The organism is Streptomyces sp. CRN 30 (assembly GCF_034105845.1).
Window position 1 is genome coordinate 22,796 of record NZ_JAVRHI010000474.1, and the last position, 25,961, is coordinate 48,756.

Here is a 25,961-nt window from a genome sequence, read left to right on the forward strand (position 1 = left end):
GACGGATGACCATGGGGGAGGTCAGCAGTGACTCGACCGCCGAACGGCAGCGCGCCGCCGGGCCCGGCCGTGCTCCCCCCGCCCGTGCCCGCGCAGCCTCCCGCGCCGCCGGTCCCGCCCGGCCCCGTACCGCCGCGCCGCACCGCCTTCGCCGAGGGCGTCGAGCGGCTGCGGGACGCCGCCGTCACCGAACCCGGCCGGCTCCGCGCCATCGGCGCGCTCCTCGCCCTCCTCGTCGTCGCGTTCGGCGCCGTCACCGCCTGGCAGACCACGGAGCGGGCGAGCGCCGCCGACGACGTGCTCCACCGCAGCCAGCCGCTCACCTCCGACGCCGCCGCCGTCTACCGCTCCCTCGCCGAGGCCAACACCGCGGCCTCCACCGGGTTCCTCGCCGGCGGCCAGGAGACGGAGGAGTCCCGTGAGGACTACGAGCGCGGCATCCGCACCGCCGCCGAGGGGCTCGTGACAGCCGCCGCCAACTCCGAGCCCGGCTCCGCGTCCGCGGCGACGATCGCCGACCTGAACCGCCTGCTGCCCGAGTACAAGGGCCTCATAGAGCGCGCCCGCACCTACAACCGCCAGGGCTTCCCCGTCGGCGGCGCCTACCTGCGCTACGCCAACGAGACGATGCAGACCAAGATGCTCCCCCAGGCGGAGACCCTCTACCTCACCGAGAACGACCGGCTGAACGACGACTACGGCGACGCCGAGAGCCGCCCCTGGGCCGCGATCGCCCTCGGCGTCCTCGCGCTGGCCGTGCTGGCCTGGGCCCAGCACCGCAGCTACCGGCGTACCAACCGGGTCCTCAACCACGGCCTGGTCGCGGCGACGGCCGCCACCGGCGTCGTCCTGATCTGGCTGGCCGTCGGCCACACCGTCGCCCGCTCGAACCTCGACGGCTCCTACGACCACGGCGTCCGCTCGCTGAACGTGCTGCACGAGGCGCGGCTGGCCTCCCTGAAGGCCCGGGGCAACGAGAACCTGACCCTGGTGGCGCGCGGAGCGGAGAGCAAGGATGTGGGCGGGAAGAGCGTCGACGCCTACGACTTCGACTACCAGGCCAACATGAGAAGCCTCGACAAGGGACTGACCGCGGCCCGGCGGCTCGCCGACGACACCGCGGGCCGCGCCCCGGTGGTGGCCGCCGCCGGGAACATGGCGGAGTGGCAGAAACGCCACAAGGCCGCCCGCGCGGAGGACGAGAACGGCGACTACCAGCGGGCCCTGGAACTGGTGATCGGCGGCGACGGCGCCACGGCCGAGTGCTTCGACGGCGTCGACACCCGGCTCGCCCAGGCCCTGACGCACGAGGAGAAGGAGTTCGAGCGGGCGGCCGGGGACGGCCTCGGCGCCCTGACCGGCCTGCCCGAGGGCTCCGCCGCGCTGGCCGTGCTGGGCGCGGCCGGTGCGGTCCTCGGCATAGGCCGCAGGCTGTCGGAGTACCGGTGAGCGGCGGACACCGGAGAGGGGGCGCGAGGATGCGAGCACGACTTCTGCGGGCCCGGCTGAAGGGCTGGGGCGGCGTGGGCGCGATGGCCATCGGCTGCGCCCTCGCGCTGCTCTTCGCGCTGCTGCTGCCCGAGGTGCGGTCCGAGGACCGCGGGACGGGCGGCACGGGCGGCTCCTCCCGGGTCTCCCACGGCAGCCAGGCGCGCGCGGCGGCGGAGTGCGCGGACCCGGAGAAGCAGACCCTCTCCCCGTCCGACGCCGACGGCCCGACCATCGAGGAGATCAAGAGCCGCCCGGCGGAGAAGCGCAAGCTGGTCGTGGGCGTCGACCAGAACAGCTACCGCTGGGGCTACCGCGACCCCAACAGCGGCGGCACCGCCGCACTGGAGGGCTTCGACATCGACCTGGTGCACCGCATCGCCGAGGAGATCCTCGGGGACCCGGACGCCGTGCTGTTCAAGGCGATCCCCACCGACCAGCGCATCCCGGCGATCCAGGAGGGCCGCGTCGACATGGTGGTGCGCACGATGACCATCAACTGCGACCGCCTCCAGGACGTCGCCTTCTCCGCCCCGTACTTCCGCACCGGGCAGCAGCTCCTCGCCCCCAAGTCCTCCGACATCACCGGGTACGACGCGACGCTCGCGCGCAAGAGGATCTGCACGGCGGCCGGTTCGACCGCGCAGGAGACGCTGGAGGCCGACAGGGCCGACGGCGACCTGGTGGCGTCCGCGAACCTGGACACCACCGTCCCCAACCAACTCGACTGCCTCGTACGGCTCCAGCTCGGCCAGGTCGACGCGGTGGTCACCGACGGCGCGCTCGCCGCGAGCCAGGCCGCGCAGGACCCCACGGTCGAGCTGAAGGGCGACGCGTTCACCACCGAGTACTACGGCGTGGCGATGCGGAAGGACGCCGACGACCTGGTACGCCGGGTGAACAGCGTCCTGGTGAACTTCCGCGAGGAACCCGACGGCTGGCAGCGCTCGTACGAGCGCTGGCTGTCGGCGACACTGGGCGGGACCGACGAGGACATGGCGAAGTCGGAGCCGCCGGAGCCGCAGTACCTGCGCGACAACTGACCGACCGGCAGCCGAACCGTCAACCGAGACCGCAAGACCGCGAGATCGAGAGACCGCGAGACCGACCGTAGCGAGGGGTGATCGATGGGCGTCACGGGACCCACCGGGCCGGTGATGGACCGGGACGAGGTGGACCGTGCGCTGGCCCGGCTCGGCGCGGAGCACGAGGCGATCGAGACCTCGCTCCTCGCCCTCCAGGACCACGCGGGCCGCAGACTACTGGAGGGCGCCGAGCTGACGGGCGTCACCGCGGAGCGCTGGAAGGACACGGACGCGTCGATCACCCTGCTGTGGTCGTACTTCGACGCCTACGCCGCCGCCCTGCGCACCGCCCGGGACGTCCGCGCCCGGCGCCGCTGGTCCAGCCGCGAGGACCTGGTGGAGCTGACGGAGCTGCTGCGCGGCGAGTCGGTGACGCTGGCCGGCGCGGGGGACGGACGGCTCAGCGAGCACTTCTCACTGGCCGCGCTCGTGGACCGGATGAACGAGCTGTACGCGTCCTCCCTGGACATGGTGGTCGCCGCCGACGCCGTCTGGTCGGCGCTGCCCGCCCGGATCGACCTGCTCTCCGCCGAACTGCAGCGCACCCGGCGCCTCGCGCACTCCGTGGGCGTCCGGCCCGGCGAGCACCCGGCCGGCGACGACCTGGAGGGCATCACCCACACCCTGACCCGGCTGCGCGAGCAGGTCATCTCCGACCCGCTGGCCTACTGGGTCCCCGCCGAGGGCAGTTCGGCGCCCGGCGGCGGCCGTCCGGACACCACCGTCTACGACCGCGAGGCGCGCGCCCTGGAGGACGTGCGCCGGGAGATCGACGCGGTGCTGACGGTCCGCCAGGACGCGGAGCAGCGGATCGTACGGCTGCGGGACGTGCTCTCGCGCGCCGACCGCACCCTCGCCGAGGCCCGCACGGCGCGCGGCGAGGTCCTGGCGAAGATCGCGGCCACGGAGGTGCCGGTGGTCAGCGGCCCGCCGACCGTGCTCCAGGAGCAGCTCGCGGCGGCCGCCGAGTACCGCCGGCACGCCCAGTGGCACCGGCTCTCCCCGCTCCTCGAATCCCTGGAGCAGAAGGCGGAGGACGAGCTGATCCGGGCCCGGGAGTCGCTGACCGCGGTGACCGCGCCGCTCGCCGTGCGGGCCGAGCTGCGCGGCCGGCTCGACGCCTACAAGGCCAAGGTCGCCCGGCACGGACTCGCCGAGGACCCCGAACTGGTGGAGAAGTACGAGAAGGCCCGCCGGATGCTCTGGAGCGCCCCCTGCGACCTGCGGGTCGCCGAGGAGACGGTGCTGCGCTACCAGTGGGCAGCCGTGGAACTGCTGGCCGCCCCCCAGGTCCCCGGCCAGCCCAACGGCCCGGCGGACCGGACACAGGGGACGGGGCCGGGCGCGTGAGCGGCCCCGGGGCACGTGAGCGGCACCGGGCACGTGGACGGCACCGCGCGCGTGGACGGCACCGCGCGCGTGAGCGACCCCGGGCGCGTGTACGGGGCGGACGACGAGGGGGCGACGGGGAGATGAGCGAGGCGGGCGGGTCGCGGACGAAGGCACCGGACCGGGCGGGGAGCGCCTGCCGGCGCCCCGGCTGCGACGGCGCCTACGAGGACGTCGGCGGCGGCGAACTCTACTGCGACACCTGCGGGCTCGCGGCGGTCGGGACGAAGCGGCCGCCGACGGGCGGGGCGGGGCAGACCCCGACGGGCGGGGCGGAGCAGCCCCCGACGGGCGGAGCGGAGCAGCCCCCGACGGGCGGAGCGGGGCAGTCCCCGACGGGCGGGGCGGGGCAGCAGCCGCGGCCCGGTACGTCGGAGCCCGCCGCTTCGGAACCCGCTGCCGCGCGGCCCGACGGCGCGGAGCCCGACGGCGCGAGGCCCGACGGTACGGGGCCCGACGGTACGGGGCCCGTCTCCTCGGAGCCCAGCGCGTCGGAGAGCGCAGCTCCCGGAGGCGCCCCTTCGGGGAGCGCAGCTCCCGGAGGCGCCCCTTCGGGGAGCGCCGCTCCGGGCAGCGCCGCTCCGGGCAGCCCCGCTTCGGGAAGCGCCGTCTCACCGAGTGCGCCACGCGCCTGCCAGCGTCCCGGCTGCGACGGGAGTTACGAGGACGTCGGCGGCGGCGAACTCTACTGCGACACCTGCGGACTGGCGCCCGTGGTCTCCCCGTCCGGGCTGGTCGGCTCGACACCCACCGGCGTCACCGCCGAGGGCAGCGGCTCGCACGGGTCGCGCCGCCCCGGCTCCGGCAGCCCCGGCTCCGGCCGCTCCGGCAGCGGCAGTTCACGGACGTCGTCGCAGTCCTCGAAGTCCCGGCGCTCGGTGTCGGGCCGGCTCTCCCGTTCGGTGTCGGGCCGCACGAGCCGCTCGGTGTCGGTACGCAGCTCGGGCTCGTCGGCCGGGTCCTCCGCGCGCGGCCGGCTCGGCGCCGGGCTGGTGCAGGTGCCGGCGATCCCGCGCCCCGACCCGCGGTCGATGGTGCTGGAGAACCCGGAGGTGCCCGAGCGCAAGCGGTTCTGCTCGCGCGCGGACTGCGGGGCGCCGGTCGGCCGGTCCCGGGCCGCCCGTCCGGGCCGTACCGAGGGGTTCTGCACCAAGTGCGGCCACCCGTACTCGTTCGTGCCGAAGCTCGTCTCGGGGGACGTGGTGCACGGCCAGTACGAGGTGGTCGGCTGCCTCGCGCACGGCGGGCTCGGCTGGATCTACCTCGCCGTCGACCGGGCCGTCTCCGACCGCTGGGTGGTCCTCAAGGGCCTGCTGGACACCGGCGACCAGGACGCGATGGCCGCGGCGATCTCCGAGCGCCGGTTCCTCGCCGAGATCGAGCACGCCAACATCGTGCGGATCTACAACTTCGTCGAACACCTCGACCAGCGCACGGGCTCCCTCGACGGCTACATCGTCATGGAGTACGTCGGCGGCAAGTCCCTCAAGGAGATCGCCAACGCGCGGCGCACCCCGGAGGGCCGGCGCGACCCGCTGCCGGTCGAACAGGCCTGCGCGTACGGCATCGAGACCCTCGACGCCCTGGAGCACCTGCACAGCCGGAACCTGCTGTACTGCGACTTCAAGGTCGACAACGCCATCCAGACCGAGGACCAGCTCAAGCTGATCGACATGGGCGCGGTCCGGCGGATGGACGACGAGGAGTCGGCGATCTACGGCACCGTCGGCTACCAGGCGCCCGAGGTCGCGGTGACCGGCCCGTCCCTCGCCTCCGACCTGTACACGGTGGGCCGCACCCTGGCCGTGCTGACCTTCGACTTCCAGGGCTACACCAACGTGTACGCCGACTCCCTCCCCGACCCCGACACCATCGACGTCTTCCGCCGGTACGAGTCCTTCTACCGGCTGCTGGTGCGGGCCACCGACCCCGACCCGGCCCGCCGGTTCGCCTCCGCGCAGGAGATGTCGGAGCAGCTGACGGGGGTGCTGCGGGAGGTCGTCTCGCTCCAGTCGGGCCGGGCCAGGCCCGCCCTGTCCACCCTCTTCGGACCCGAGCTGCGGATCACCGACACCGAACTGTTCCCGAAGCTGGACGGCGAGGTGTCGCGCCTCGGCACCCGCCCGCCGCGGCCCAGGGACCGGTCCGCCCCGCCGGGTCCTCCCCCGGCGCCCCGCCTGGTCAAGGAGGCCGACTCCCCGCAGGCCGCGCTCGCGCTGCCCGTCCCGCGGGTCGACCCCACCGATCCCAACGCCGGTTTCCTGGCGGGGCTGATGACCTCCGCGCCGGGTGAGCTGCTGGGGGCGCTGGCCGCCGCGCCCGCTCCGTCGGTCGAGACGCGGCTGCGGGAGATCCGGGCCCGCCTGGAGCAGGGCGAGGCCGCCGCCGCGCTGGCGTCGCTGGCCGTCCTGGAGACGGAACGGCCCGACGACTGGCGGGTGGTCTGGTACCGGGGCGTGGCCGCGCTGGTCACCGGCGACCGCGAGGTCGCCGCGCTCTCCTTCGACGCGATCTACGACGCCTTCCCCGGCGAGACCGCGCCCAAGCTGGGACTCGGGCTGTGCGCCGAGGTGCTGGGGCAGCTGGACAACGCCGCCGAGTACTACCGGCTGGTCTGGTCGACCGACCCGAGCTACGTCAGCGCCGCGTTCGGCCTGGCGCGGGTGCGGCTGGCGACGGGTGACCGGCAGGGCGCCGTACGGACGCTGGAGTCGGTGCCGGAGTCGTCCATCCACTACACGGCGGCGCGGATGGCGGCCGTGCGGGCGCGGCTGCGGCAGCGGACGGCGACCGCCGGCGACGTACCGTTCCTGGCGGACCTGACGGCCGCCGCCCGGCAGGTCGAGGCGCTGGACCAGTACGGTCTTGACCCGGCGCGCCGGGAACAGTTGTCGGCCGAAGTCCTCGGCTCCGCCCTGGACTGGGTACTCTCCGGGGGCAGGGGTTCCGCCTCTTCCCCGGGCGACGCCGACGGGGACCGGTCGCTGCTCGGCAGCAGTCTGGACGAGCGGGGCCTGCGCTTCGGGCTGGAGCGTTCGTACCGCACGCTGGCCCGGCTGGCCCGAGGCGGCGAGGAGAGGATCGACCTGGTGGAACGTGCCAACCGTTACCGCCCCCGGACGTGGGTGTAGTTGATGTCGCAGATGCCCCGGCAGGCCGCTGTGCCGAAGTGTCCCAGCTGTGCGGAGCCCCTGGAATCGGGGGACCGTTTCTGCGGTGCGTGCGGGGTGGACCTGTCCGCCGCGCCCGCCGCGACGGACAGCCCCACGATCGTCATGAACGGCGCGGCGCCCCCTGGGCCGCCGGAGAACGTGGACTGGCCCCCGGCCACCGCCCCCGCCCGCCCCGAACCACCCCACCGCCCGACGGACCTCCCGGGCACGGACTCGGAGGGCGGCCCGCTGCCTCCCGAGCACCCGGACGACGGCTCCCTGCCCCCCGAGCGGCCGGACAACGGCTCCCTGCCCCGGCAGGCCCCGGCCGGCGGTCCGCTGCCCGCCGGGGCTCCGCCCATGCCGACGGTCCCGCCGCTGCCGTCGGTGGCTCCGGTGACGGTGCCGCCCGGGACGGGAACCGGGACCGAGGAACGGGCCGGCCGGGCGCAGGAACCCGACGAGTACCTCCTCCAGGCACCCGACCCGCGCGTCGGCGGAAGCACTCCCGCCGGCGAAAGCGCCCCCGTCGGTGCGAGCACCCCCGTCGCCGCCGAGTCGCTGTGCGTCGCCTGCCGCGCCGGACGGGTCGACGACGACGGCTACTGCGAGAACTGCGGGCACGCCCAGCCCCGCGAGCGCGACCACATGGAGCAGGAGTGCGGCCCGCTGGCCGCCGTCAGCGACCGGGGCCTGCGCCACCACCGCAACGAGGACGCCTTCGGCATCGGCCACACCGCGCTGCCCGACGGCACCCCGGCCTCCGTGGCGATCGTCTGCGACGGCGTCTCCTCGGCGACCCGCCCGGACGAGGCGTCCCTCGCCGCGTCCCGCGCGGCCCGCGAGACCCTGCTGGCCGCCCTGCCCCGCGGCACCCACCCGCAGCAGGCCATGCACGACGCCATCGTCGCCGCCGCGCACGCGGTCGACGCGCTGGCGGACGAGCCCGCCGAGGCCCGCGAGCACTCCCCGCACCAGAACGCCCCGGCCTGCACCCTCGTCGGCACCGTCGTCGCCGCCGGCCTGCTGGTCGTCGGCTGGGTCGGCGACAGCCGCGTCTACTGGGTCCCGGCGGACCGCACCGCACCGGCCGCCCGGCTCACCGAGGACGACTCCTGGGCCGCCCAGATGGTCGCCGCGGGCCTGATGAGCGAGGCCGAGGCGTACGCCGACGAGCGCGCCCACGCGATCACCGGCTGGCTCGGCGCGGACGCCTACGAGCTCGAGCCGCACACCGCGTCGTTCAAGCCGGACCGCCCAGGAGTGGTCGTGGTCTGCACCGACGGGCTGTGGAACTACGCCGAGTCGGCACGGGAGATGGCCGAGGCCGTGCCGCCCGACGCCGCCGACCGCCCGCTGCACAGCGCCCGCGTCCTGGTCGGTCACGCCCTGGACGGCGGGGGCCACGACAACGTAACAGTGGCGGTGGTGCCGTTCCCGCTCCCGCGGCAGGGGGCAGGATCGGCCTGAGGCACCGGCCCGTCCGCGTGCCCGGGGCCTCGCGGGCCGCAGGGGGCGGTCCGCTCAACGCCACCGCCCCACCTCGGTGGGGATGTCGTCGAGGGGGATGCGAACGGGCATGGCCATTTTCTCGAAGTCGAACGTGCCGCAGTTCTCGGTGGACGTCTACCAGAACGAGTACCTGCCCGAGGGCGGCCGCGAGGTCAACGCGATCGTGACGGTGTCGGCGACCGGCGGCGGCACGGTCGGCACCGCGGTCGGGGCGCCCCACCTGTACGCACCCGGCCAGGGCCCGTCGGCGGCCGTGGCGGTCATGGTGGACTGCTCGGGCTCGATGGACTACCCGCCGACCAAGATGCGCAACGCGCGCGACGCCACGGCCGCCGCGATCGACACCCTGCGCGACGGGACGCACTTCTCGGTCATCGGCGGCACCCACGTCGCCAAGGAGGTCTACCCGGGCGGCGGGCGCCTCGCGGTCGCCGACGCCACTACCCGCGAGCAGGCGAAACTCGCCCTGCGCAAGCTCAGCGCGGGGGGCGGCACCGCGATCGGCACCTGGCTGCGGCTGGCCGACCGGCTGCTGTCCCCGGCGGACGTCGCCATCCGGCACGGCATCCTGCTCACCGACGGCCGCAACGAGCACGAGTCGGCCGAGGACCTGAAGGCCACGCTGGACGCCTGTGCCGGGCGGTTCACCTGTGACGCCCGGGGCGTGGGCACCGACTGGGAAGTGAAAGAAGTCACAGGCGTCGCCTCGGCGCTGCTCGGCACCGCCGACATCGTCGCCGATCCGGCCGGTCTCGCCGCCGACTTCACGCGGATGATGGAGACGGCCATGGGCAAGGAGGTCGCGGACGTCGCCCTGCGGCTGTGGACACCGGCCGGCTCCACCGTGAAGTTCGTCAAACAGGTCGCGCCGACGGTCGAGGAACTGACCGCCCGCCGCACCGAGGTGACACCGCGGGCCGGTGACTATCCCACGGGTTCCTGGGGCGACGAGTCCCGCGACTACCACGTCTGCGTGGAGGTCTCCGCCGCCGGTCTGGGCCAGGAGATGCTGGCGGCGCGGGTGGCGCTGGTCGTACCGCAGCCCGACGGGTCCGTCCACAACCTGGGGGCACAGGGTCTCGTACGGGCGGTGTGGACGGACGACATGGCCGCGTCCACGTCCATCAACCCTCAGGTCGCCCACTACACGGGGCAAGCGGAACTGGCACAAGTCATCCAACAGGGGTTGGATCTGCGTAAATCGGGAGATGCCGACGGCGCAACGGCCAAACTGGGCCGTGCGGTTCAGCTCGCCAGCGCCTCCGGGAACGCGGATACTGCGAAACTGCTTGCGAAGGTGGTGGACGTGGTCGACGCCGCGGCAGGTACTGTGCGACTGAAGGCGAAGGTCGAGGAGGCCGACGAGATGACTCTCGAAACCCGGTCCACAAAGACTGTTCGTGTAAAGAAGTGACGTACGAGTGACGTACGAAGTGTCGTACGCGCTGCCGTAGTAGGACCCTGCAGGAAAGGGGGACGCGCCGACATGCCGACCTGCCCGAACGGACACCAGTCGGGTTCCGACGACTGGTGCGAGGTCTGCGGTCACCGCATGGCCGGTGCCGTGCCTCCGCCTCCCCCGCCGCCCCCGGCGGGCGGGTACGGCTTCCCGCCGCCGGCACCCGGCGGCCCCGGAGCCGGCCCCGAGCTGTGCCCGCAGTGCCGCACGCCCCGTGAGGGCGGTGCGCCGTTCTGCGAGGAGTGCCGGTGGAACTTCCTGACCAACACGGCGACGTCGTACACCCCGGCCGCGCCCCGGCCGGCGTCCGCCCCGCCGCCCCACTTCCAGCAGCAATCGGGGCCCTCGTACGGCGGTGACGCCTACCCGGGCGCCCGCCCGCCGGAGTACCAGGGCTCACGCCCCTCCCAGGTGAACCGCCCCGCCGAACCGATCCCACCGGGCCCCCCGGGCTTCGGCGGCGACCCGTCCCGCCCGCTCCCGCCCCAGCCGGGCCCCGGCGGGACGTACCCCGGCGGCCCCGGCCCGCACGGCACCAACCCGGGCGGACCCACCGGCCCCGGCGGTCCCGGCGGTCCCGGCGTCCCACAGCCGGGCGGCCCGAACCCCTACGGCCCCGGCGCCCCCCAGCCCGGCGGCCCCAACCCCTACGGCCCTGGCTCCGGTGGCCCTGGCGGCCCTGGCGGCGGACCCACCGGTCCGGGGAGTAACCCGTCAGCGCCCCCGCCCCCGCCCTCCTTCCAGCAGCAGGCCGGCCCGCCGGCTCCCCCCGCGTTCCCGCAGGAGACCAACCGGCCGCAGCAGCCCTTCGGCGGCGGTGGCGGTGGCGGTGGAGGTGACGACGACTGGCAGATCGCCCCGCCCGGCGGCGGCCCGACCGGCCCCGGTGCTCCCGGCGGTCCCGGCCCGCAGGGCGGCTACGGTTACCCGCAGCCCGGCGGCCACCAGGCGCCCCCCGCCTCCGGCTTTCCCCAGCAGCCGCAGCCGCCTCAGCAGCCGCAGGGGCCCTGGACGGCGACCATCGGTCCGGACCGCGACTACTTCATGGCGATGATGCAGCGCTCGGGCCCGGAGGCCGCCGGTCTGAACCTCCCCGCGTACTCGCCGGAGCAGCAGCGTCCGCTCACCGGCAACCAGCTGACGATCGGCCGCCGCCGGCACTCCACCGGCGACACCCCGGACATCGACCTGTCGGTGCCGCCGGAGGACCCGGGCGTCTCGCACCAGCACGCGGTGCTGGTGCAGCAGCCGGACGGGAGCTGGGCGGTCGTCGACCAGAACTCGACCAACGGCACCACGGTCAACGGCGGCGAGGAGCCGATCCAGCCGTTCGTGCCGGTCCCGCTCCAGGACGGGGACCGCGTGCACGTCGGCGCGTGGACGACGATCACGATCCGGCGCGGCTGACCGGCGCGGCCGACCTGCGCGGCTGGCCTGCGCGGCTGGCCTGCGCGGGGCCGGAGGGAACCGGCTCAGCTCGGGAGGGGCCAGACGTACGGCCCCTCCGGGTCGTCCAGCCAGGCCCACGCGCGCTCGCCGCGGACGGTGACTCCGAACCGTTCCCGGCGCGGCGCGCGCTCGCGTTCCCAGAGCGCGTACGCCTCCTGCGGGTCGAGCCCGCCCCGGGTCAGGGCCAGCAGGAACCGGAACAGGTCGTCCTCGCGGGCCCGCCGCGGCACCCCGCTCAGCCCGGGTGCCCGGGGTTCGGGCCGGCCGCCGCCGCGCAGCGGGACGAAGTAGGCGGCGGTGCGCAGGAAGCGTCCCTCCGCGCGGTCCGCGTCGTCCACGGTGAGCGCGAGCAGCCCGGTGGCGAAGGGCGCCAGGATCCGGGCGCCGGGCCGGCACTGTCCGAGCCAGGCCCGCGGCACGGCGGGCAGCGTGCAGGTCGCGATGATCCGGTCGTACGGGGCGTGCTCGGGGACGCCGCGCGCGCCGTCGCCGGTGACGACGGCCGGCCGGTGTCCGGCGGCGGCGAGGTGGTGGCGGGCGGACTCGGTGATCTCCGGTTCGAGGTCGACGGTGGTGACCAGGGTGTCGTCGCCGAGCCGGTGGGCGAGGAGCGCCGCGTTGTAGCCGGTGCCGGTGCCGATCTCCAGGACGCGGTCGCCGTCCCGGACGCGCAGTTCGGTCAGCATCATCGCCATGAGGGAGGGCTGGCTGCTGGAGGAGAGCAGTTCGCCGTCGCGCAGCCGGGTGGCCAGCGGCACGTCCGCGTAGGCGCCGCGCAGCCACCGCTCGCGCGCCGCCGGGTCGGGGTGCCCCTCCCAGCGGCGCTCGTAGCCGCCGGCGACGCCGACGTAGTAGTACGGCACGAAGAGGTGGCGCGGGACCGTGGCGAACGCCGAACGCCATACCGGGTCGGCCGCCCAGGCGCCGCTCAGCTCGATCTCGCGCACCAGCGCCCCCCGCGCCGGACCGGCGAGGGACTCCGCGTCCCCACCACCGCCGTTCCTCCCGCTTCCGGGAACGTATCCGCCCATGTCTCCACAGTACGGTCGGCGGCCGGGACGGAGCGGGTCCTAGGGCCCAGGTCCTGGTCCCCCTGGTCTGAGACCATGGAAACGTGAATGAGATTCGGCGCGGCACGCTTCAGGAGCAGACCTTCTACGAGCAGGTCGGCGGCGAGGAGACCTTCCGCCGCCTCGTCCACCGCTTCTACGAGGGCGTCGCCGGGGACCCGCTCCTGCGGCCGATGTACCCCGAGGAGGACCTCGGCCCGGCCGAGGAGCGTCTGGTGCTGTTCCTGATGCAGTACTGGGGCGGCCCGACGACGTACGGCGACAACCGCGGCCACCCCCGGCTGCGCATGCGGCACGCCCCCTTCACCGTGGACCAGGCGGCCCACGACGCCTGGCTGAAGCACATGCGCGCCGCCGTCGACGACCTGGACCTCTCCGAGGAACACGAGCGCACGCTCTGGAACTACCTGACGTACGCGGCGGCATCCATGGTCAACACCCCGGGCTGACCGGTCAGTGAGGCTCAGGCCACGCTGATGCCGAGGGTGGCGGTGCCTATCCGGCGTACGGCGACGGAGCCGTAGGCGGTGCGCAGGCGCAGCCAGGTGCCGGAGGAGACCAGTCCGAGGCCGCTCTCGCCGGCGCGGAGGAAGCCGAGGGACTGGGCCGCGTGCACGGCCCGGACCGGCAGCCGGGTCCCGGCCACCGTGCGGGACCAGATGTCCCGTCCGATGCGGTCGAGTTCGGCGCGGGTGCGGTGCTCGGGGGCGAGTTCCCCGGTGCGGGCGCGGAACTCCGCGACGCCCGCGGCCACGAGGGAGCGCAGGGCGTCGAGGGGCGGCAGCCCCGGTTCCGGCCGCCAGCCGCCGCGCGGCGGCAGTACACCCGCCCAGGGCGGCCCGGTGACCGCGCCGGGCACGGCGGCGGTGGCGGCCTTCTCGTCGGCCGCCTCCAGCAGTTCACCGGCGGAGACGGTCACGTCGAGGGTGGCGTCGAGCCCGTCCTCGTACGGTTTGGCCAGCCGTACCGCGCGGATGGTCAGCACCTCGAAGGAGGGCGGCCGGCCGAAGACGGCGAGCGTGGTGCCGGCCGCCTGGAGCCGGACGGCGGCCCCGCGGTCGTAGTGGAGCAGCCGGGAGAGGAAGGCCGCGAGGTCCGCCGCCTCCCCCTCGTCGGCGAGGTGGAGGACCGTCATGCGGCGACGGCCTCCTCCTTCTTCTTGTCGTCCTCGTCGCCCTTGCCGTCACCGGCCCGGTCGTCGCGGTACTCGTCGAGGAACTCCCGTTCCTCGGCGGTGATCCGGCGGGGCCGCTGCGCCTCGAAGTCGAAGGGGACTATCACCGTCGACGCCCGGACGTAGACCAGGTCGTCGTCCTTCACCTCGTAGGTGAGGGTGAAGGACGCGGCCCGTACTTCGGTGACCCACAGCTCGATGTCGACCGGGTGGTGCCGGTGGACGAGCTGGCGTTTGTAGTCGATCTCGTGGCGCGCCACCACCGACCCCTGCTGGAAGTCCTTGTCCGGACGGAAGAGGAAGTCGATGCGGGCTTCCTCCAGGTAGCGCAGGAAGACCACGTTGTTGACGTGCCCGTACGCGTCCATGTCCGCCCAGCGCAGCGGGCAGCGGTAGATGTGCCGCAAGATCGATCAGCCCCGGGTCAGCTTCTTGTAGGTGGCACGGTGCGGGCGGGCGGCGTCGGCGCCGAGCCGCTCGACCTTGTTCTTCTCGTACGACTCGAAGTTGCCCTCGAACCAGAACCACTTGCTCTCGCCCTCGTAGGCGAGGATGTGCGTGGCGACCCGGTCGAGGAACCACCGGTCGTGGGAGACGACCACGGCGCAGCCGGGGAACTCCAGGAGCGCGTTCTCCAGACTGCTGAGCGTCTCGACGTCCAGGTCGTTGGTGGGCTCGTCGAGGAGCAGCAGGTTGCCGCCCTGCTTGAGGGTGAGGGCGAGGTTGAGGCGGTTGCGCTCACCGCCGGAGAGGACGCCGGCCGGCTTCTGCTGGTCGGGGCCCTTGAAGCCGAAGGCGGAGACGTACGCGCGGGACGGCATCTCGACCTGTCCGACGTTGATGTAGTCCAGCTCGTCGGAGACGACCGCCCACAGCGTCTTCTTGGGGTCGATGTTCTCGCGGCTCTGGTCGACGTAGGAGATCTTGACGGTCTCGCCGACCTTGATGGAACCGGAGTCCGGCTCCTCGAAGCCCTGGATCATCTTGAAGAGCGTCGTCTTGCCGGCGCCGTTCGGGCCGATGACGCCGACGATGCCGTTGCGCGGCAGCGTGAAGGAGAGGTCGTCGATGAGGACCTTCTCACCGAACGCCTTGCTGAGGTTGTTCACCTCGACGACGACGTTGCCCAGGCGCGGGCCCGGCGGGATCTGGATCTCCTCGAAGTCCAGCTTCCGCATCTTGTCGGCCTCGGCGGCCATCTCCTCGTACCGCGCGAGGCGGGCCTTGGACTTGGCCTGGCGGCCCTTGGCGTTGGACCGCACCCACTCCAGCTCTTCCTTGAGCCGCTTGGCGCGCTTGGCGTCCTTCTGGCCCTCGACCTTGAGACGGGTCTGCTTGGTCTCCAGGTACTTGGAGTAGTTGCCCTCGTAGCCGTGCAGGCGGCCGCGGTCGACCTCGCAGATCCAGCCGGCGACGTTGTCCAGGAAGTACCGGTCGTGGGTCACGGCCACGACGGTGCCGTCGTACTTGGCGAGGTGCTGCTCCAGCCAGTTGACGGACTCGGCGTCCAGGTGGTTGGTGGGCTCGTCGAGGAGCAGCAGGTCGGGGGCCTCAAGGAGCAGCTTGCAGAGCGCGACGCGGCGCTTCTCACCGCCGGAGAGGTTGCTGACGGGCCAGTCGCCGGGCGGGCAGCCCAGCGCGTCCATGGCCTGCTCCAGCTGCGCGTCGAGGTCCCAGGCGTTGGAGTGGTCCAGGTCCTCCTGGAGCTTGCCCATCTCTTCGAGCAGCGCGTCGGAGTAGTCGGTCGCCATCAGCTCGGCGATCTCGTTGAACCGGTCGAGCTTGCCCTTGACCTCGGCGACGCCCTCCTGGACGTTCTCCAGGACGGTCTTGTCCTCGCTGAGCGGGGGCTCCTGGAGCAGGATGCCGACCGTGTAGCCCGGCGACAGGAACGCGTCGCCGTTCGACGGCTGCTCCAGTCCCGCCATGATCTTCAGGACGGTCGACTTACCGGCACCGTTCGGGCCGACCACGCCGATCTTCGCCCCCGGCAGGAAGCTCAGGGTGACATCGTCGAGGATCACCTTGTCGCCGTGCGCTTTGCGCGCCTTGCGCATGGTGTAAATGAACTCAGCCAAGAGAAACCGTCCGGCAGCGTAATCAGGCAGTGGGCAGATACACCCCATCTTGCCGCACCGCCACCCCTGGGCGGAAACGTGTTCCGGGGGGAGGCTCTGACCTGGGGGTTCTGGGCGGGGGCCGGACGGTCGTCTGTCGGTGTCGGTCACTGTTGGTCGACGTCGGGGGCCTTGGACGGCCCGGTGACGGCCCGCGCGGCCTGCAGGGGAAGACTCCTGCGCTGGTCGCGTGGGCCGGTCGGCGTCCGTTCGGCTGGGTCGACGACGAGATCGGCGCCATGGATCACCTGTGGGTCGCCGCCGAGCGTCCCGGGCCCGCGCTGCTGCACCGCGTCGCCCCGGCGAGCGGGCTCACCGGCGCCGATCTGGCGGCACTCGCCGGCTGGGTGGCATCAGTGACGTGAGACCGGGTCGGCTCCGCGGCGGGCTCGCCTCACTTCAGGTGGCGGTCGAAGAACCGGTACCCGTCCTCCGTCTCGAACCACGGCGTGCCGGTGTGGCCGCCCACATTGGCGTGGAGGGTCTTCTCCTCGGTGCCGAAGGCGTCGAACAGGTCCAGCGCCCGTTGGCGGGGGTTTCCCTCGTCGTCCCACTGGAGGAGAAGGAGGAGGGGGACGGTGACCGTCCGGGCCTCCTCTCGCTGGGCCCGGGGGACGTAACCCCCGGCGAAGAGGACGGTGGCCGCGATGCGCGGTTCCGTCGCCGCCAGGCGGATGCCGACGGCGGCCCAGCCCGAGTAGCCGACCGCGCCGCCGATGCCGGGCAGCGCGAGGAGCGCGTCGAGGGCGGTGCGCCAGTCCGGGGCCGCCTTCTCGACCAGCGGGCCGACGAGGGACTCGAAGATGTCGTCCACCGGCTCGCCTGCCCGCATCGCCCGGCGGAGCTCGGCGCGGGCCTGCTCCTCGGCGGCGGTCCGGGGCCGTTCGCCGCAGCCGGCCGCGTCGATGCTCGCCACCGCGTAGCCCTGCGCCACGGCGTGCCGGGCGCGAGCAGCCAGCCGCGGCTCCCGCCGGGAGAGGCCGTTGTTGTGGGCCATGAGGATCAGCGGAACCGGCGTGATGGATTCCGGCGTCCACAGCGTGCCGGGGATCTCGCCGAGGGTGAAGTCACGCTCGACGACCGCGTCGTCGAGCCGCTGTTCGGAGATGAAGCGCATGGTCATGCCTTTCGGGAGTGCGCTGCGACGGCGCTCCCGGACGACCTACCGCCCGACCGTGACCCCGGAGGGGAGCACCCATGTCGAAACTGCGTTCACGGGTACCACCTCCTCGTCTCTCGCACGGCCGGGGAGAAACTAACAGGGGTCGTCGCGGACGGCCAACGGGTTTTCCGCGTGGTCCGGCGGCCGCGGCTGGGCGATGGCGGCTGAACCGGGCGATCGCCTCCTCTGTTCGCTCGTGCGGAGCGGCGGAGCGAACAGGCCGTGCTCGACTTCGGCGCTGCCGCCGACCCAGCGCTGATACGACAATCGTCACCCGCCCTGCCTACGTGTGTCCGACGGGTGCGCACCGCTCCCGACCGGACGCGTCAGACCTCCAGCGCGCTCAGTTCCCGCCGGAGCACGACCCGGGCGGCCCGAGTCGCGTCCCCGTGTGCCTGCCGCGCCACCTGGTAGTCCTCCGACGCGACCGTACTGCCGGCGGCGAGTATTTCGCGGACCTCCCGGAGCGAGTGGTACGAAGCGTCGATCGCCGCCATGACCCCGTCGGTCGCCGTGAGGATCAGCCGCTCACGCGCCTCGTCGCAACCCGACTCCACGAACAACTGCCGGACTTTGACCGCTCTGGCCTGCGGGGTGTCGTAGTCTTCGTCGGCCGCCAGCCGCATGGCCTCGTGGGCCCTGCGGAGCGAGACGAGGCAGTCCACGTACAGGTTCCGGCGATCCTGCAGCCGGTTGTCCTTGACGGTGCGCCGCCATCGCACATGCTCGCCGAGGAGTGTGGCTCCCACACCCAACACGGCTCCCAGGCCCGTCCCCACCAGCGTCGTCCACTCCACGGCACGGATCGTGCCACAGGGACACCCGGACGATCAGTAACTTTCTCAGGACTCGGACCGGGCCCCCTTGCGCCGTATCACGAGCAGGGTCGCGCCTCCCACGGTGACCAAGGTCAGGGCCAGTGCGCCTATCAGCGGGGTCACTTCCGAGCCGCCGGTGTCGGCGAGGTTGACGTCCGAGGGGGCCGCGACCGTCGTCACGGGGCTGGGCTCGCCCAGGGTCTGAGTCGCGTCGCCCGCCGTGTCGACGCGGGTGTGGCAGTCGAGGACACCCGTGAAGCGCTGCTCGAAGCCGTCCGTGCCGCTGACGGTGAAGTCGTAGGGCTGGTCCTCCTGGAGCGGGACGGTGATCGTCCTCGTCTCCCCGGCCGCGATGGTGTACTCGTCCTCCGCCAGCTGGAACGTGAACGCCTCGTCGCCCTCGTTGACCGCCGTGATGTCCAGCCCGTCCGCGGTGCAGTTCTCCGCCGCGGACAGGGCGGGTATCGCGCCGCCCTTCGCCCAGTTCGCCGTCGCGGTCGCGGTGACCGTCGACTCGCTGGAACCGGCGAGGATCTGGGTCTGGCTGCGGCTGTCCGAGGCGAAGGCCCGGCCGACCGGCACGGTGGTCGAGGCGTGCACGCTCAGCGTGGCCGTACCGGCCGCCGCGTCCTCGGGCACGTCGAACCAGACCTGGCCGCCGTCGGCGACGGTGGTGACCGGGGTGCCTTCCTCGTCGACGATCCGTACCCCGCTGGTGGCGGAGTCGGCGGGCGGCGTCACGACGGCGCTCCCCGCGTTGGTGTGCACGGTCACCGGCCCGAGCGGCTCACCCGGCCGGCCGGAGACCGCGGGCCGGTCGACGGTGAGGGACGCCTTCGGTTCGGCGACGGAGCGGGCGTTCTTCTCCAGGTAGTCCGCGAGCCGCTCCGCCTGCGGGTCGAGGGCCTCCACGTCGGCCTGGTCGGAGTAGCGCCAGATCGCCACCTGCGTCCCGGCCGCCGCGTCCTCCTCGGTGAGCCCGCTGCGGATGCCCGCCTTCTCCGCGAGTGCCGCGAGGTCGTTGACCTGCGGGTAGGAGTTCTGCAGGATCCAGCGGACGCGGCCCGCGTCCTCGTTGACGCCCAGTGAGGTGCCGCTCCAGGCGGTCTCGTGGTACTTGGCGTCCTTCTGCGTCGGGTTGAGGAGGTCGACGCAGTAGGTCTGCAGCATGCCGCCGCCCTCCACGGACATCTCGAACAGGCCGGCCGACACCTCCTGGTCGCCGGTCTCGTCGTCGTGGATCACGGCGGTGCCGTACGTTTTGAGGCCGTCCATGGTGGCCGTGGCGCCGCCCTGGCCCTGCGGTGCCGTTTCCTCCGCGGCCGCGCGGCCGGCGCCGGTCACCACGGCGGTGGCGGCCAGCGCGGACACCAGCGTGGAGGCGGCGAGGCGCGCCGCGCCTCGTCGGTGCGCGGACAGGTGAGACAGCGAAGCAAGCACCACATTTCCCTTCGAGCAGGACCTGTTGACATGGGGGGCACGGTCCCACCTGCAGAATCAGCGGCCCCACGAGGCCTGTTCGGCATCCTAAGGATCTGCCGGACCGTGCTTTCCCGTAGGGCCGTCACGCTCACGGATCCTTCTCGGAATCGTTATCGCGAGACCGTTCGTGAGCAGGGCTTATCGACGCATCCGGTCCGGTTCGGCCGGCTCACATCCGCCGATAAGCCACCAACTCGCCAGCAGTTCGCAGTAATCGGGAATCCGGGAGTCAGGTCACCGCCGCGGGCTCCGGCTGCCGTGCGCCGGGAACGGCAGCATCCGCGTCCCCGTCGCCATCACCACCGCCGTCACGACCGCCACCGCCACCCTCCGGTGTCTCCCAGTCCGGCTCGGGGCGCGGTGGCACGGCCGCGCCCTCCGGGCGGCTCGCCCGCCGGAAGGCCGACGTCCCGCGGGCCATGTCGTGGCCGACGGCCACCGCGTCGATCTCCGCCGACGTCCAGCTCTGTCCCTCGCGCACGTCGCTGCGCACCTTCAGCCGGCCCTGCACGACGACCGGGTCCCCCACCTCCAGCGACGCCGACGCGTTGGCGGCGAGCTGCCGGTTGGCCCACACCGTGAAGAAATTGGTGTGGCCGTCCGTCCACGCGTTCTTCTCGCGGTCCCGGTAGCGGGCGGTGACCGCTAGCCGGAACCTCAGCGACGGGCCGCTCGCCGGCTCCCGGTAGACCGGTCGCGTCGCCACGTTCCCCACCACGCACACCGTCGTCTCGTTCATCTTCGCCATCCCCTCCCCCACCCGTGCGCCGGGCCACCACCGGCTCGGCACCGGGCGAGCGGGCCGACGGGACAGTCCCGTACGGCCGTGCCGACCGCGTCCGTCGCGATCGCCGCACGGCCAGAATGCCGAGGCCCCGGCGAACCCGCCGGGGCCTGTGGACCACCTCTCACCTGTGGATAACTTCGTCACCCGTAAGAGTGAGTTGTCCGCCCGCCCCCGTCACCCGCCCGTACTGCTCCCGTACCTCCCGGTACCGCAGCAGCTCCGCCGCCAGCGGGTCCAGGACGCGGGCCCGCCCGCACCCGGCCGCCGTCTCCCGCAAGCGCCGCTCGGCGTCCTGGCCGTACCGTCTGGCCGGGCCGCGGGCCGCCATGCGGCAGCTCCACTCGATGAGCGGGCCGCCGACGATGCCGCACACCATCAGCAGCACCGGCACGCCCAGGTTGGGCGACATGACCCCGATGATCTGGCCGAGCAGCCAGAGGCCGCCCACCACCTGCAGCAACGTCATGGACGCCTGCGCCAGCACGGCCATCGGCCACCAGCCGGGCCGCGGCGGACGCCCCGGCGGCAGACCCGAACGCGCCGCCAGTTCGTCGAGCGCCTCGGGCAGCCCCTGGGAGCCGCGGACCGCCGCCTCGCGCACCGCCTGCGCCCACGGCGCGGGCAGTCCGGTCGACGCGTGGTCGGCCACCGTACGCACCGCCTGTTCCACCCGCTGGCGGGCCGTGGCCTCCTCGTCCGCCTGGTTGCGCAGCGGAAGCCGGCCCGTGGGGGGTTCGCGCCGGTCGTGGTACCAGCGCCACAGCCGCAGCCAGGGCGTGCCGCACGCGCGGTTGGCGTTGCGCAGCCAGGCCCGTTCGGCGGCCTCGCCCGCGGCGGTAGCGCCCACCGCGTCCGCGAGCCGCCCGGCGAACTCCTCCCGTGCCTCCTCGCTGAGGCCGGTGCGCCGGCCGGTGACGTACACGGGGCGGAGCCGCCAGGCGGCGGCGTCCACGTCGGCGGCGATGCGGAGCGCCGGTGCCTCGCGGCTCGCCACGAACTGGCCGAGCGCCTCGCGCAGCTCGCCGACGCCGTCGCCGGTGAGCGCGGACAGCGCCAGTACGGTCGCGCCCGGCTCGCCGTACTCCCCGAGCGCGATGCCGTCCTCGTCGAGCAGGCGCCGCAGGTCGTCGAGGACCTGCTCGGCGGCCTCGCCGGGCAGCCGGTCCACCTGGTTGAGGACGACGAAGGTGACCTCGGCGTGGCCCGCGAGCGGACGCAGATAGCGCTCGTGCAGTACGGCGTCGGCGTACTTCTCCGGGTCGACGACCCAGATGACGGCGTCGACGAGGGCGAGGACGCGGTCCACCTGCTCGCGGTGCTGTACGGCGGCGGAGTCGTGGTCGGGGAGGTCCACCAGGACGAGTCCGCGCAGTTGGGTGTCGCCGTCCGGCGGCTGCACGGGCCGTCTGCGGAGGCGGCCGGGGATGCCGAGCCGGTCGAGGAGGGTCGCGGCGCCGTCGCTCCAGCTGCACGCGATGGGCGCGGCCGTGGTGGGGCGGCGTACGCCCGTCTCCGAGATGTTCACCCCGGCCAGCGTGTTGAACAGCTGGGACTTGCCGCTGCCGGTGGCGCCCGCGAGCGCGACGACGGTGTGCTGTCCGGAGAGCCGTCGCCGCGCGGCGGCCTCGTCGAGGACCCGGCCGGCCTCGGCGAGGGTCCTGCTGTCGAGGCGGGTGCGGGAGAGTCCCACCAGTTCGCGCATCGCGTCGAGCCGGGAGCGGAGCGGGCCGTCGTAGGCGAGCGGGGTCACGGACGGGACGCCGGAGGACGTACGGGGCTCGGTGACGGGGAAGGGTTCGGCGGCGCCGATCCCGCCGACGATCGCGGTGGTGCCCTCGTCGGCGCCGGTCACGCGCCGCGCGATCAGTCCGTCGTCCCAGGCGCCTTCCTCGTCCTCCGCGCGGTCCTCACGGCGCTCCACGCGCGCGTGGGGTTCGTCCACGCGCCCGTCGGCGTGCCCGTCCGCGGGCCGGCCCGCGTGCCTGCGCACCCGCCCGTCCACCCGCCCGTCCACCGGCCCGTCCAGCGGCCCGTCGTGCCCGCCCGGCTGCCGGTCGGCATGCCCGCCTCCCGGCCTGTCGGCGTGCCCGTCCGTGTGCCTGTCCGCGTGCTCGTCCGGACGTCGCGCGGAGCCCGTACGGCCGCGGGTGCCCCCCGAGCCGTCCCGGCGCAGGAAGGCCCGCAGCCCTTTCCTGCTCTCGGAGTGCTCCTCGGACGCGGCGGCACCACGACTGTCACCGGCGTCGGCTCCGCCCTCGCCCCCCGGGTGATCGGTGTGCTCGGTGGGGTCCTGATCAGTGACGGCGGTCACCGGTCACCTCTCCTTCTGCAGTAGGGACAGCGCGGCGATCAGTTCGGCCTGCGGCTCGGGGTGGACGTCCAGGGCGTCCAGCGGGGCGAGCCGGCGCTCGCGTTCCGTGTGCATGATCCGGTCGACGTGCTCGCTGAGCAGGCTCCCGCCGCGGTCCCGCAGCCGCAGCGCGCCATGGGCGCCGATCCGCTCGGCGAGTCCCTCCCCGGCGGTCCGCGCGCGGCGTCCGCCGAGCAGCACGGTGGCGACGAGGGCGGCGATCACCTCGGGGTCGGGGGCGAGGCTGCGGTCGAGTTCGCGGACCTCCTCCTCGGAGTACTCCTCCAGTTCGCGCCGCCACCGCCGCACCGCCAGGCCGATCCGGTGCTCGGCGCCGTCCGGATCGGGGTCACGAACCGTCAGGGCGGGGGCGGCGGAGGCCGGTTCGCGCCGCCACGCCTCGTCGACGCGCTCGTCGGCGGCGGTGACGGCGCACAGCAGCAGCGCGCTCAGGCTCTCCACGAGCGAGTCGAGGAGTTCCCCGGGGGCGCAGTCGAGCGGGAAGGAGCGCCAGCGTTTGAGCGCGTCCCCGGCGAGCACGGCGCCGGACTGGAGCCGGCCCCGTACGCGCGCGTGCTCGCTGTCGTACGAGGCGTCGACGGCGGAGGTGAGCCGCAGGGCGGCGGAGTACTGGGCGGCGGCGGCACCGGCCAGCTCGGGCATCCGGGACTTCAGGGAGTCCAGGAGGCCGTACGCCGTACGGGCCATGACGTGCCGGCGGGCGGCGGGGTCCTGCGCGCGGTGCACGAGCCAGGTCCGCAGCGAGGCGACGGCGGTGGCGGGCAGCAGTCCGCCGCCCCAGGCCGACTCGGGCAGCTCGGGCACCGTGAACCGGGGTACGTCCCCCAGTCCGGCCTTGGTGAGCAGCGCCGCGTACTGCCGGGACACCTCGGACACCACCTGGTGCGGCACCCGGTCGAGCACGGTGACCAGGGTGGCGTCGTACTCCTTGGCCGTGCGCAGCAGGTGCCACGGCACGGCGTCGGCGTACCGCGCGGCCGTGGTGACCATCACCCAGATGTCGGCGGCGCAGATCAGCTCGGCGGCCAGGGTGCGGTTGTCGGCGACGAGGGAGTCGATGTCGGGCGCGTCGAGCAGGGCGACGCCCGGCGGCAGGGTGTCGGCGGTCTCGATGCGCAGTACGCGCGCGGGGTTCTCGCCGGGGAGCAGCAGGTCGTCGCCCGGCTCCTGGTGGGGCACCCACACGCGCGTGAGGTCGGGCAGCACGCGCATGCCGCTGAACCAGTGGTGGTCCTCCGGATGGCAGACCAGCACGGGGGTCCGGGTCGTCGGCCGCAGCACGCCGGCCTCGCTGACGCGTCTGCCGACGAGCGAGTTCACCAGCGTGGACTTCCCGGCCCCGGTGGAGCCGCCCACTACGGCGAGCAGCGGCGATTCGGGCTCTCTGAGCCGGGGCACCAGATAGTCGTCGAGCTGGGCGAGGAGTTCGTCACGGTTGGCACGCGCGCGTGGGGCCCCCGCCAGGGGCAGCGGGAAGCGTGCGGCCGCGACACGGTCGCGCAGGGCGGAGAGTGCGTCGAGCAGCTGAGGCCGTACGTCCAAGGTCACCACGTGTGAAGAATGCCCAATTTTAGGGGAATTCTGAAGCATATGAGTATGTCTGCGCGCCGACCTGACACTTGGGACGGAAGGGGCGAGTGGGACGGGAACACAGTCCAGGCATAACGAGTGCACAACACCCGATGCGCAAGATGCCAAAAGCGATGCACGATTCGTACCTGCCTGCGATTATCGATGCTGCTTCACCGAACCTCCACATCGAGCCACGGAGGGGAAGCAACAGGGACACGGAGCCGGGAGCCCTATCCTTGTCCCCGGCAACGTCACGGATCAGCCCTGACCCGGGCACCACGACAGAGGCCACCACACCAGGCCCCCGTAGCTCAGTGGATAGAGCAGGCGCCTTCTAAGCGCTTGGCCGCAGGTTCGAGTCCTGCCGGGGGCGCCACTGCCCGTTGTCGACCGATGGCGAAGGAACCCACCAGGTGCGTCTGCGGTGTGTCGTTCTCGACGACTTCCAGCGGGTGGCGACCGAGGTCGCCGACTGGACGCCCGTCGCGGACGACGTCGACGTCGTGTCGCTCGCCGCGCATCCCGGCAGTGAGGACGCGCTCGTCGCGGCGCTCGCCGACGCCGACATCGTGGTCACGCTGCGCGAACGGGTGGCTTTCCCCGCGTCCGTCATCGCCCGGCTGCCGCGACTGCGGCTCATCGTCGCCTCCGGGATGCGCAACAGCGTCATCGACTACGCCGCCGCCGAGGCGCACGGCGTCACCGTGTGCGGTACCGCCTCCTCCTCCACGCCGCCCGTCGAGCTGACCTGGGCACTGCTCCTCGGCCTCGCCCGCGGTCTCGTCGAGGAGAGCAACGGGCTGCGCGAGGGCGGTCCCTGGCAGCGCACGGTCGGCGCCGATCTGCACGGACGGCGCCTCGGGCTGCTCGGCCTGGGCAAGATCGGCAGCCGCGTCGCGCAGGTCGGCCTCGCCTTCGGGATGAAGGTCGGCGCGTGGAGCCGGAACCTCACCCCGGAGCGGGCCGACGAGGTCGGCGTCGAGTACGTACCGGACAAGGAGACGCTCCTCGCCGAGAGCGACTTCGTCTCCGTCCACCTGGCGCTCGGCGACCGCTCCCGGGGCCTGCTCGGCGCGGCCGAACTCGCCCTCCTCAAGCCGACCGCCTACCTCGTCAACACCTCGCGCGCCGCCATCGTCGACCAGGACGCGCTCCTCGCCGCCCTGCGCGAGGGCCGGATCGCCGGGGCGGGGGTCGACGTCTTCGACATCGAGCCGCTGCCCGCCGACCACCCGATGCGCAGCGCCCCGCGCCTGCTCGCCACGCCCCACCTGGGCTACGTGACCCGGGGCAACTACGCCACGTACTACGGGCAGGCCGTCGAGGCCGTCCGGGCGTATCTGGCCGGTGCGCCGGTGCGCCGACTGCCCTGACCTGAGCGCGGGCTTCCGGAGGGGCAGAGGAGCAGCCCTCAGGCGGTCTGCGTCGCCGTCGCCGTCGCGGTCCGCTTCTGTGGCCGTGTCTCCGCCGCCGTCTCCGTGTCCGTCTCCTGAGAGTGGCTCGGGCGCCAGTAGACCCCGTCGCTCCGGCGCAGGTGGTCCAGGTCCACCAGGTGGCGCCGGAGCGTCACATGGTCCACCTCCCCCTCCTCCGTCCAGGCGCGCAGCTTCTCGTCGACCGTGCGCTCCGGGTACTCCACCCCGGGCGCGAACGTCCGCTCGGCGATGTGGCGCAGGACCAGCTTCTTGCGGGTCCAGCGGGCCGGGAGCCGGACCAGCCGTCCGTCCCGTACGAAGGTCCGTACGACCATGTCGGCGCGGTCCCCGTCGTCCGCGGCCGGGGCCGGGCGGGCCGCCCGCGCGGCGTCCCGGAAGCGGTCGTGGGCCACCACGAGGCCCCCGTCGGCGGCGGGGACCACCGTGCCCGCCTCGCGC

At 73.6% G+C, this 25,961-nt stretch carries 20 protein-coding genes, 1 tRNA gene and 1 pseudogene; 11 read left to right on the forward strand and 11 right to left on the reverse strand.

All coding sequences use genetic code 11. The features are described 5' to 3' along the window. Positions 1–27: 27 nt before the first annotated feature. The 7 genes and pseudogenes from UW392_RS53560 to UW392_RS53590 all read left to right on the forward strand — a co-directional run bounded on the left by UW392_RS53560 (position 28) and on the right by UW392_RS53590 (position 11,492). Positions 28–1,449 (forward strand): hypothetical protein, encoded by a 1,422-nt coding sequence (locus UW392_RS53560; RefSeq protein ID WP_414497564.1) that lies wholly within the window; start codon positions 28–30, stop codon positions 1,447–1,449. A 29-nt stretch (positions 1,450–1,478) separates the two neighbouring features. Beyond that, positions 1,479–2,531, forward strand: a complete 1,053-nt coding sequence (locus tag UW392_RS53565) for a glutamate ABC transporter substrate-binding protein (RefSeq protein WP_320782738.1) — start codon at positions 1,479–1,481, stop codon at positions 2,529–2,531. A gap of 84 nt (positions 2,532–2,615) precedes the next feature. Beyond that, positions 2,616–3,923: a hypothetical protein gene (locus tag UW392_RS53570; protein ID WP_320782739.1), complete on the forward strand. Its 1,308-nt coding sequence runs from the start codon at positions 2,616–2,618 to the stop codon at positions 3,921–3,923. A 659-nt stretch (positions 3,924–4,582) separates the two neighbouring features. Next, positions 4,583–7,093 (forward strand): annotated as a pseudogene (locus UW392_RS53575) (tetratricopeptide repeat protein); the annotation flags it as partial. Positions 7,094–7,096: 3 nt separating this feature from the next. Continuing rightward, positions 7,097–8,584: a protein phosphatase 2C domain-containing protein gene (locus UW392_RS53580; protein WP_320782740.1), complete on the forward strand. Its 1,488-nt coding sequence runs from the start codon at positions 7,097–7,099 to the stop codon at positions 8,582–8,584. A gap of 109 nt (positions 8,585–8,693) precedes the next feature. Beyond that, complete coding sequence (locus UW392_RS53585) at positions 8,694–10,040, forward strand: VWA domain-containing protein (protein ID WP_320782741.1); 1,347 nt, start codon at positions 8,694–8,696, stop codon at positions 10,038–10,040. A gap of 72 nt (positions 10,041–10,112) precedes the next feature. Further along, positions 10,113–11,492 carry an FHA domain-containing protein gene (locus UW392_RS53590; protein WP_320782742.1) on the forward strand — a complete coding sequence of 460 codons (1,380 nt, stop codon included), beginning with the start codon at positions 10,113–10,115 and terminating at the stop codon, positions 11,490–11,492. Positions 11,493–11,557: 65 nt separating this feature from the next. On the opposite strand, the gene UW392_RS53595 is transcribed toward UW392_RS53590, so the two are convergent. Then, positions 11,558–12,565, reverse strand: coding sequence for a methyltransferase domain-containing protein (locus UW392_RS53595; RefSeq protein WP_320782743.1), 1,008 nt, complete (start codon positions 12,563–12,565; stop codon positions 11,558–11,560). Between the two features lie 83 nt (positions 12,566–12,648). Here UW392_RS53595 and UW392_RS53600 point away from each other — a divergent pair, with 83 nt between their 5' ends. Further along, positions 12,649–13,053, forward strand: a complete 405-nt coding sequence (locus UW392_RS53600; protein ID WP_320782744.1) for a globin — start codon at positions 12,649–12,651, stop codon at positions 13,051–13,053. 14 nt (positions 13,054–13,067) lie between these two features. Here UW392_RS53600 and UW392_RS53605 read toward each other — a convergent pair whose 3' ends face one another. The 3 genes from UW392_RS53605 to ettA are packed head-to-tail and all read right to left on the reverse strand — an operon-like array spanning position 13,068 to position 15,856. Continuing rightward, complete coding sequence (locus UW392_RS53605; protein ID WP_320782745.1) at positions 13,068–13,739, reverse strand: hypothetical protein; 672 nt, start codon at positions 13,737–13,739, stop codon at positions 13,068–13,070. Further along, entirely contained in the window at positions 13,736–14,185 is a 450-nt protein-coding gene (locus UW392_RS53610) for a thioesterase family protein (RefSeq protein ID WP_320782746.1), read from the reverse strand. The genes UW392_RS53605 and UW392_RS53610 overlap by 4 nt, the downstream gene beginning before the upstream one ends. 6 nt (positions 14,186–14,191) lie before the next feature. Continuing rightward, positions 14,192–15,856, reverse strand: a complete 1,665-nt coding sequence (gene ettA / locus UW392_RS53615; RefSeq protein ID WP_320782747.1) for an energy-dependent translational throttle protein EttA — start codon at positions 15,854–15,856, stop codon at positions 14,192–14,194. Between the two features lie 278 nt (positions 15,857–16,134). Between ettA and UW392_RS67185 the strand changes: the two genes are divergently transcribed. Further along, positions 16,135–16,260 carry a hypothetical protein gene (locus UW392_RS67185; protein ID WP_414497565.1) on the forward strand — a complete coding sequence of 42 codons (126 nt, stop codon included), beginning with the start codon at positions 16,135–16,137 and terminating at the stop codon, positions 16,258–16,260. Positions 16,261–16,289: 29 nt separating this feature from the next. On the opposite strand, the gene UW392_RS53625 is transcribed toward UW392_RS67185, so the two are convergent. The 6 genes from UW392_RS53625 to UW392_RS53650 all read right to left on the reverse strand — a co-directional run bounded on the left by UW392_RS53625 (position 16,290) and on the right by UW392_RS53650 (position 24,066). After that, positions 16,290–17,012: an alpha/beta hydrolase gene (locus UW392_RS53625; protein WP_320782756.1), complete on the reverse strand. Its 723-nt coding sequence runs from the start codon at positions 17,010–17,012 to the stop codon at positions 16,290–16,292. A 371-nt stretch (positions 17,013–17,383) separates the two neighbouring features. Beyond that, the gene (locus tag UW392_RS53630) at positions 17,384–17,854 is read right to left on the reverse strand and encodes a hypothetical protein (protein ID WP_320782748.1); all 471 of its coding nucleotides are present in this window, start codon (positions 17,852–17,854) and stop codon (positions 17,384–17,386) included. Positions 17,855–17,899: 45 nt separating this feature from the next. Next, on the reverse strand, positions 17,900–19,315 hold the full coding sequence (locus UW392_RS53635) for a TQXA domain-containing protein (RefSeq protein ID WP_320782749.1): 1,416 nt from the start codon (positions 19,313–19,315) through the stop codon (positions 17,900–17,902). 271 nt (positions 19,316–19,586) lie between these two features. Next, the gene (locus UW392_RS53640) at positions 19,587–20,096 is read right to left on the reverse strand and encodes a single-stranded DNA-binding protein (RefSeq protein WP_320782757.1); all 510 of its coding nucleotides are present in this window, start codon (positions 20,094–20,096) and stop codon (positions 19,587–19,589) included. 169 nt (positions 20,097–20,265) lie between these two features. Beyond that, the gene (locus UW392_RS53645; RefSeq protein WP_320782750.1) at positions 20,266–22,455 is read right to left on the reverse strand and encodes a YfjP family GTPase; all 2,190 of its coding nucleotides are present in this window, start codon (positions 22,453–22,455) and stop codon (positions 20,266–20,268) included. 3 nt (positions 22,456–22,458) lie between these two features. After that, on the reverse strand, positions 22,459–24,066 hold the full coding sequence (locus UW392_RS53650; protein ID WP_320782751.1) for a dynamin family protein: 1,608 nt from the start codon (positions 24,064–24,066) through the stop codon (positions 22,459–22,461). A 321-nt stretch (positions 24,067–24,387) separates the two neighbouring features. On the opposite strand from UW392_RS53650, the gene UW392_RS53655 reads away from it, so the two are divergent. Continuing rightward, positions 24,388–24,463: transfer RNA gene (locus UW392_RS53655), tRNA-Arg, on the forward strand. Between the two features lie 37 nt (positions 24,464–24,500). Then, on the forward strand, positions 24,501–25,460 hold the full coding sequence (locus UW392_RS53660) for a D-2-hydroxyacid dehydrogenase family protein (protein WP_320782752.1): 960 nt from the start codon (positions 24,501–24,503) through the stop codon (positions 25,458–25,460). 38 nt (positions 25,461–25,498) lie between these two features. Here the strand turns inward: UW392_RS53660 and UW392_RS53665 are convergent. Then, a partial coding sequence (locus tag UW392_RS53665; protein WP_320782753.1) for a DUF2087 domain-containing protein occupies positions 25,499–25,961 on the reverse strand: 463 nt, incomplete at its 5' end.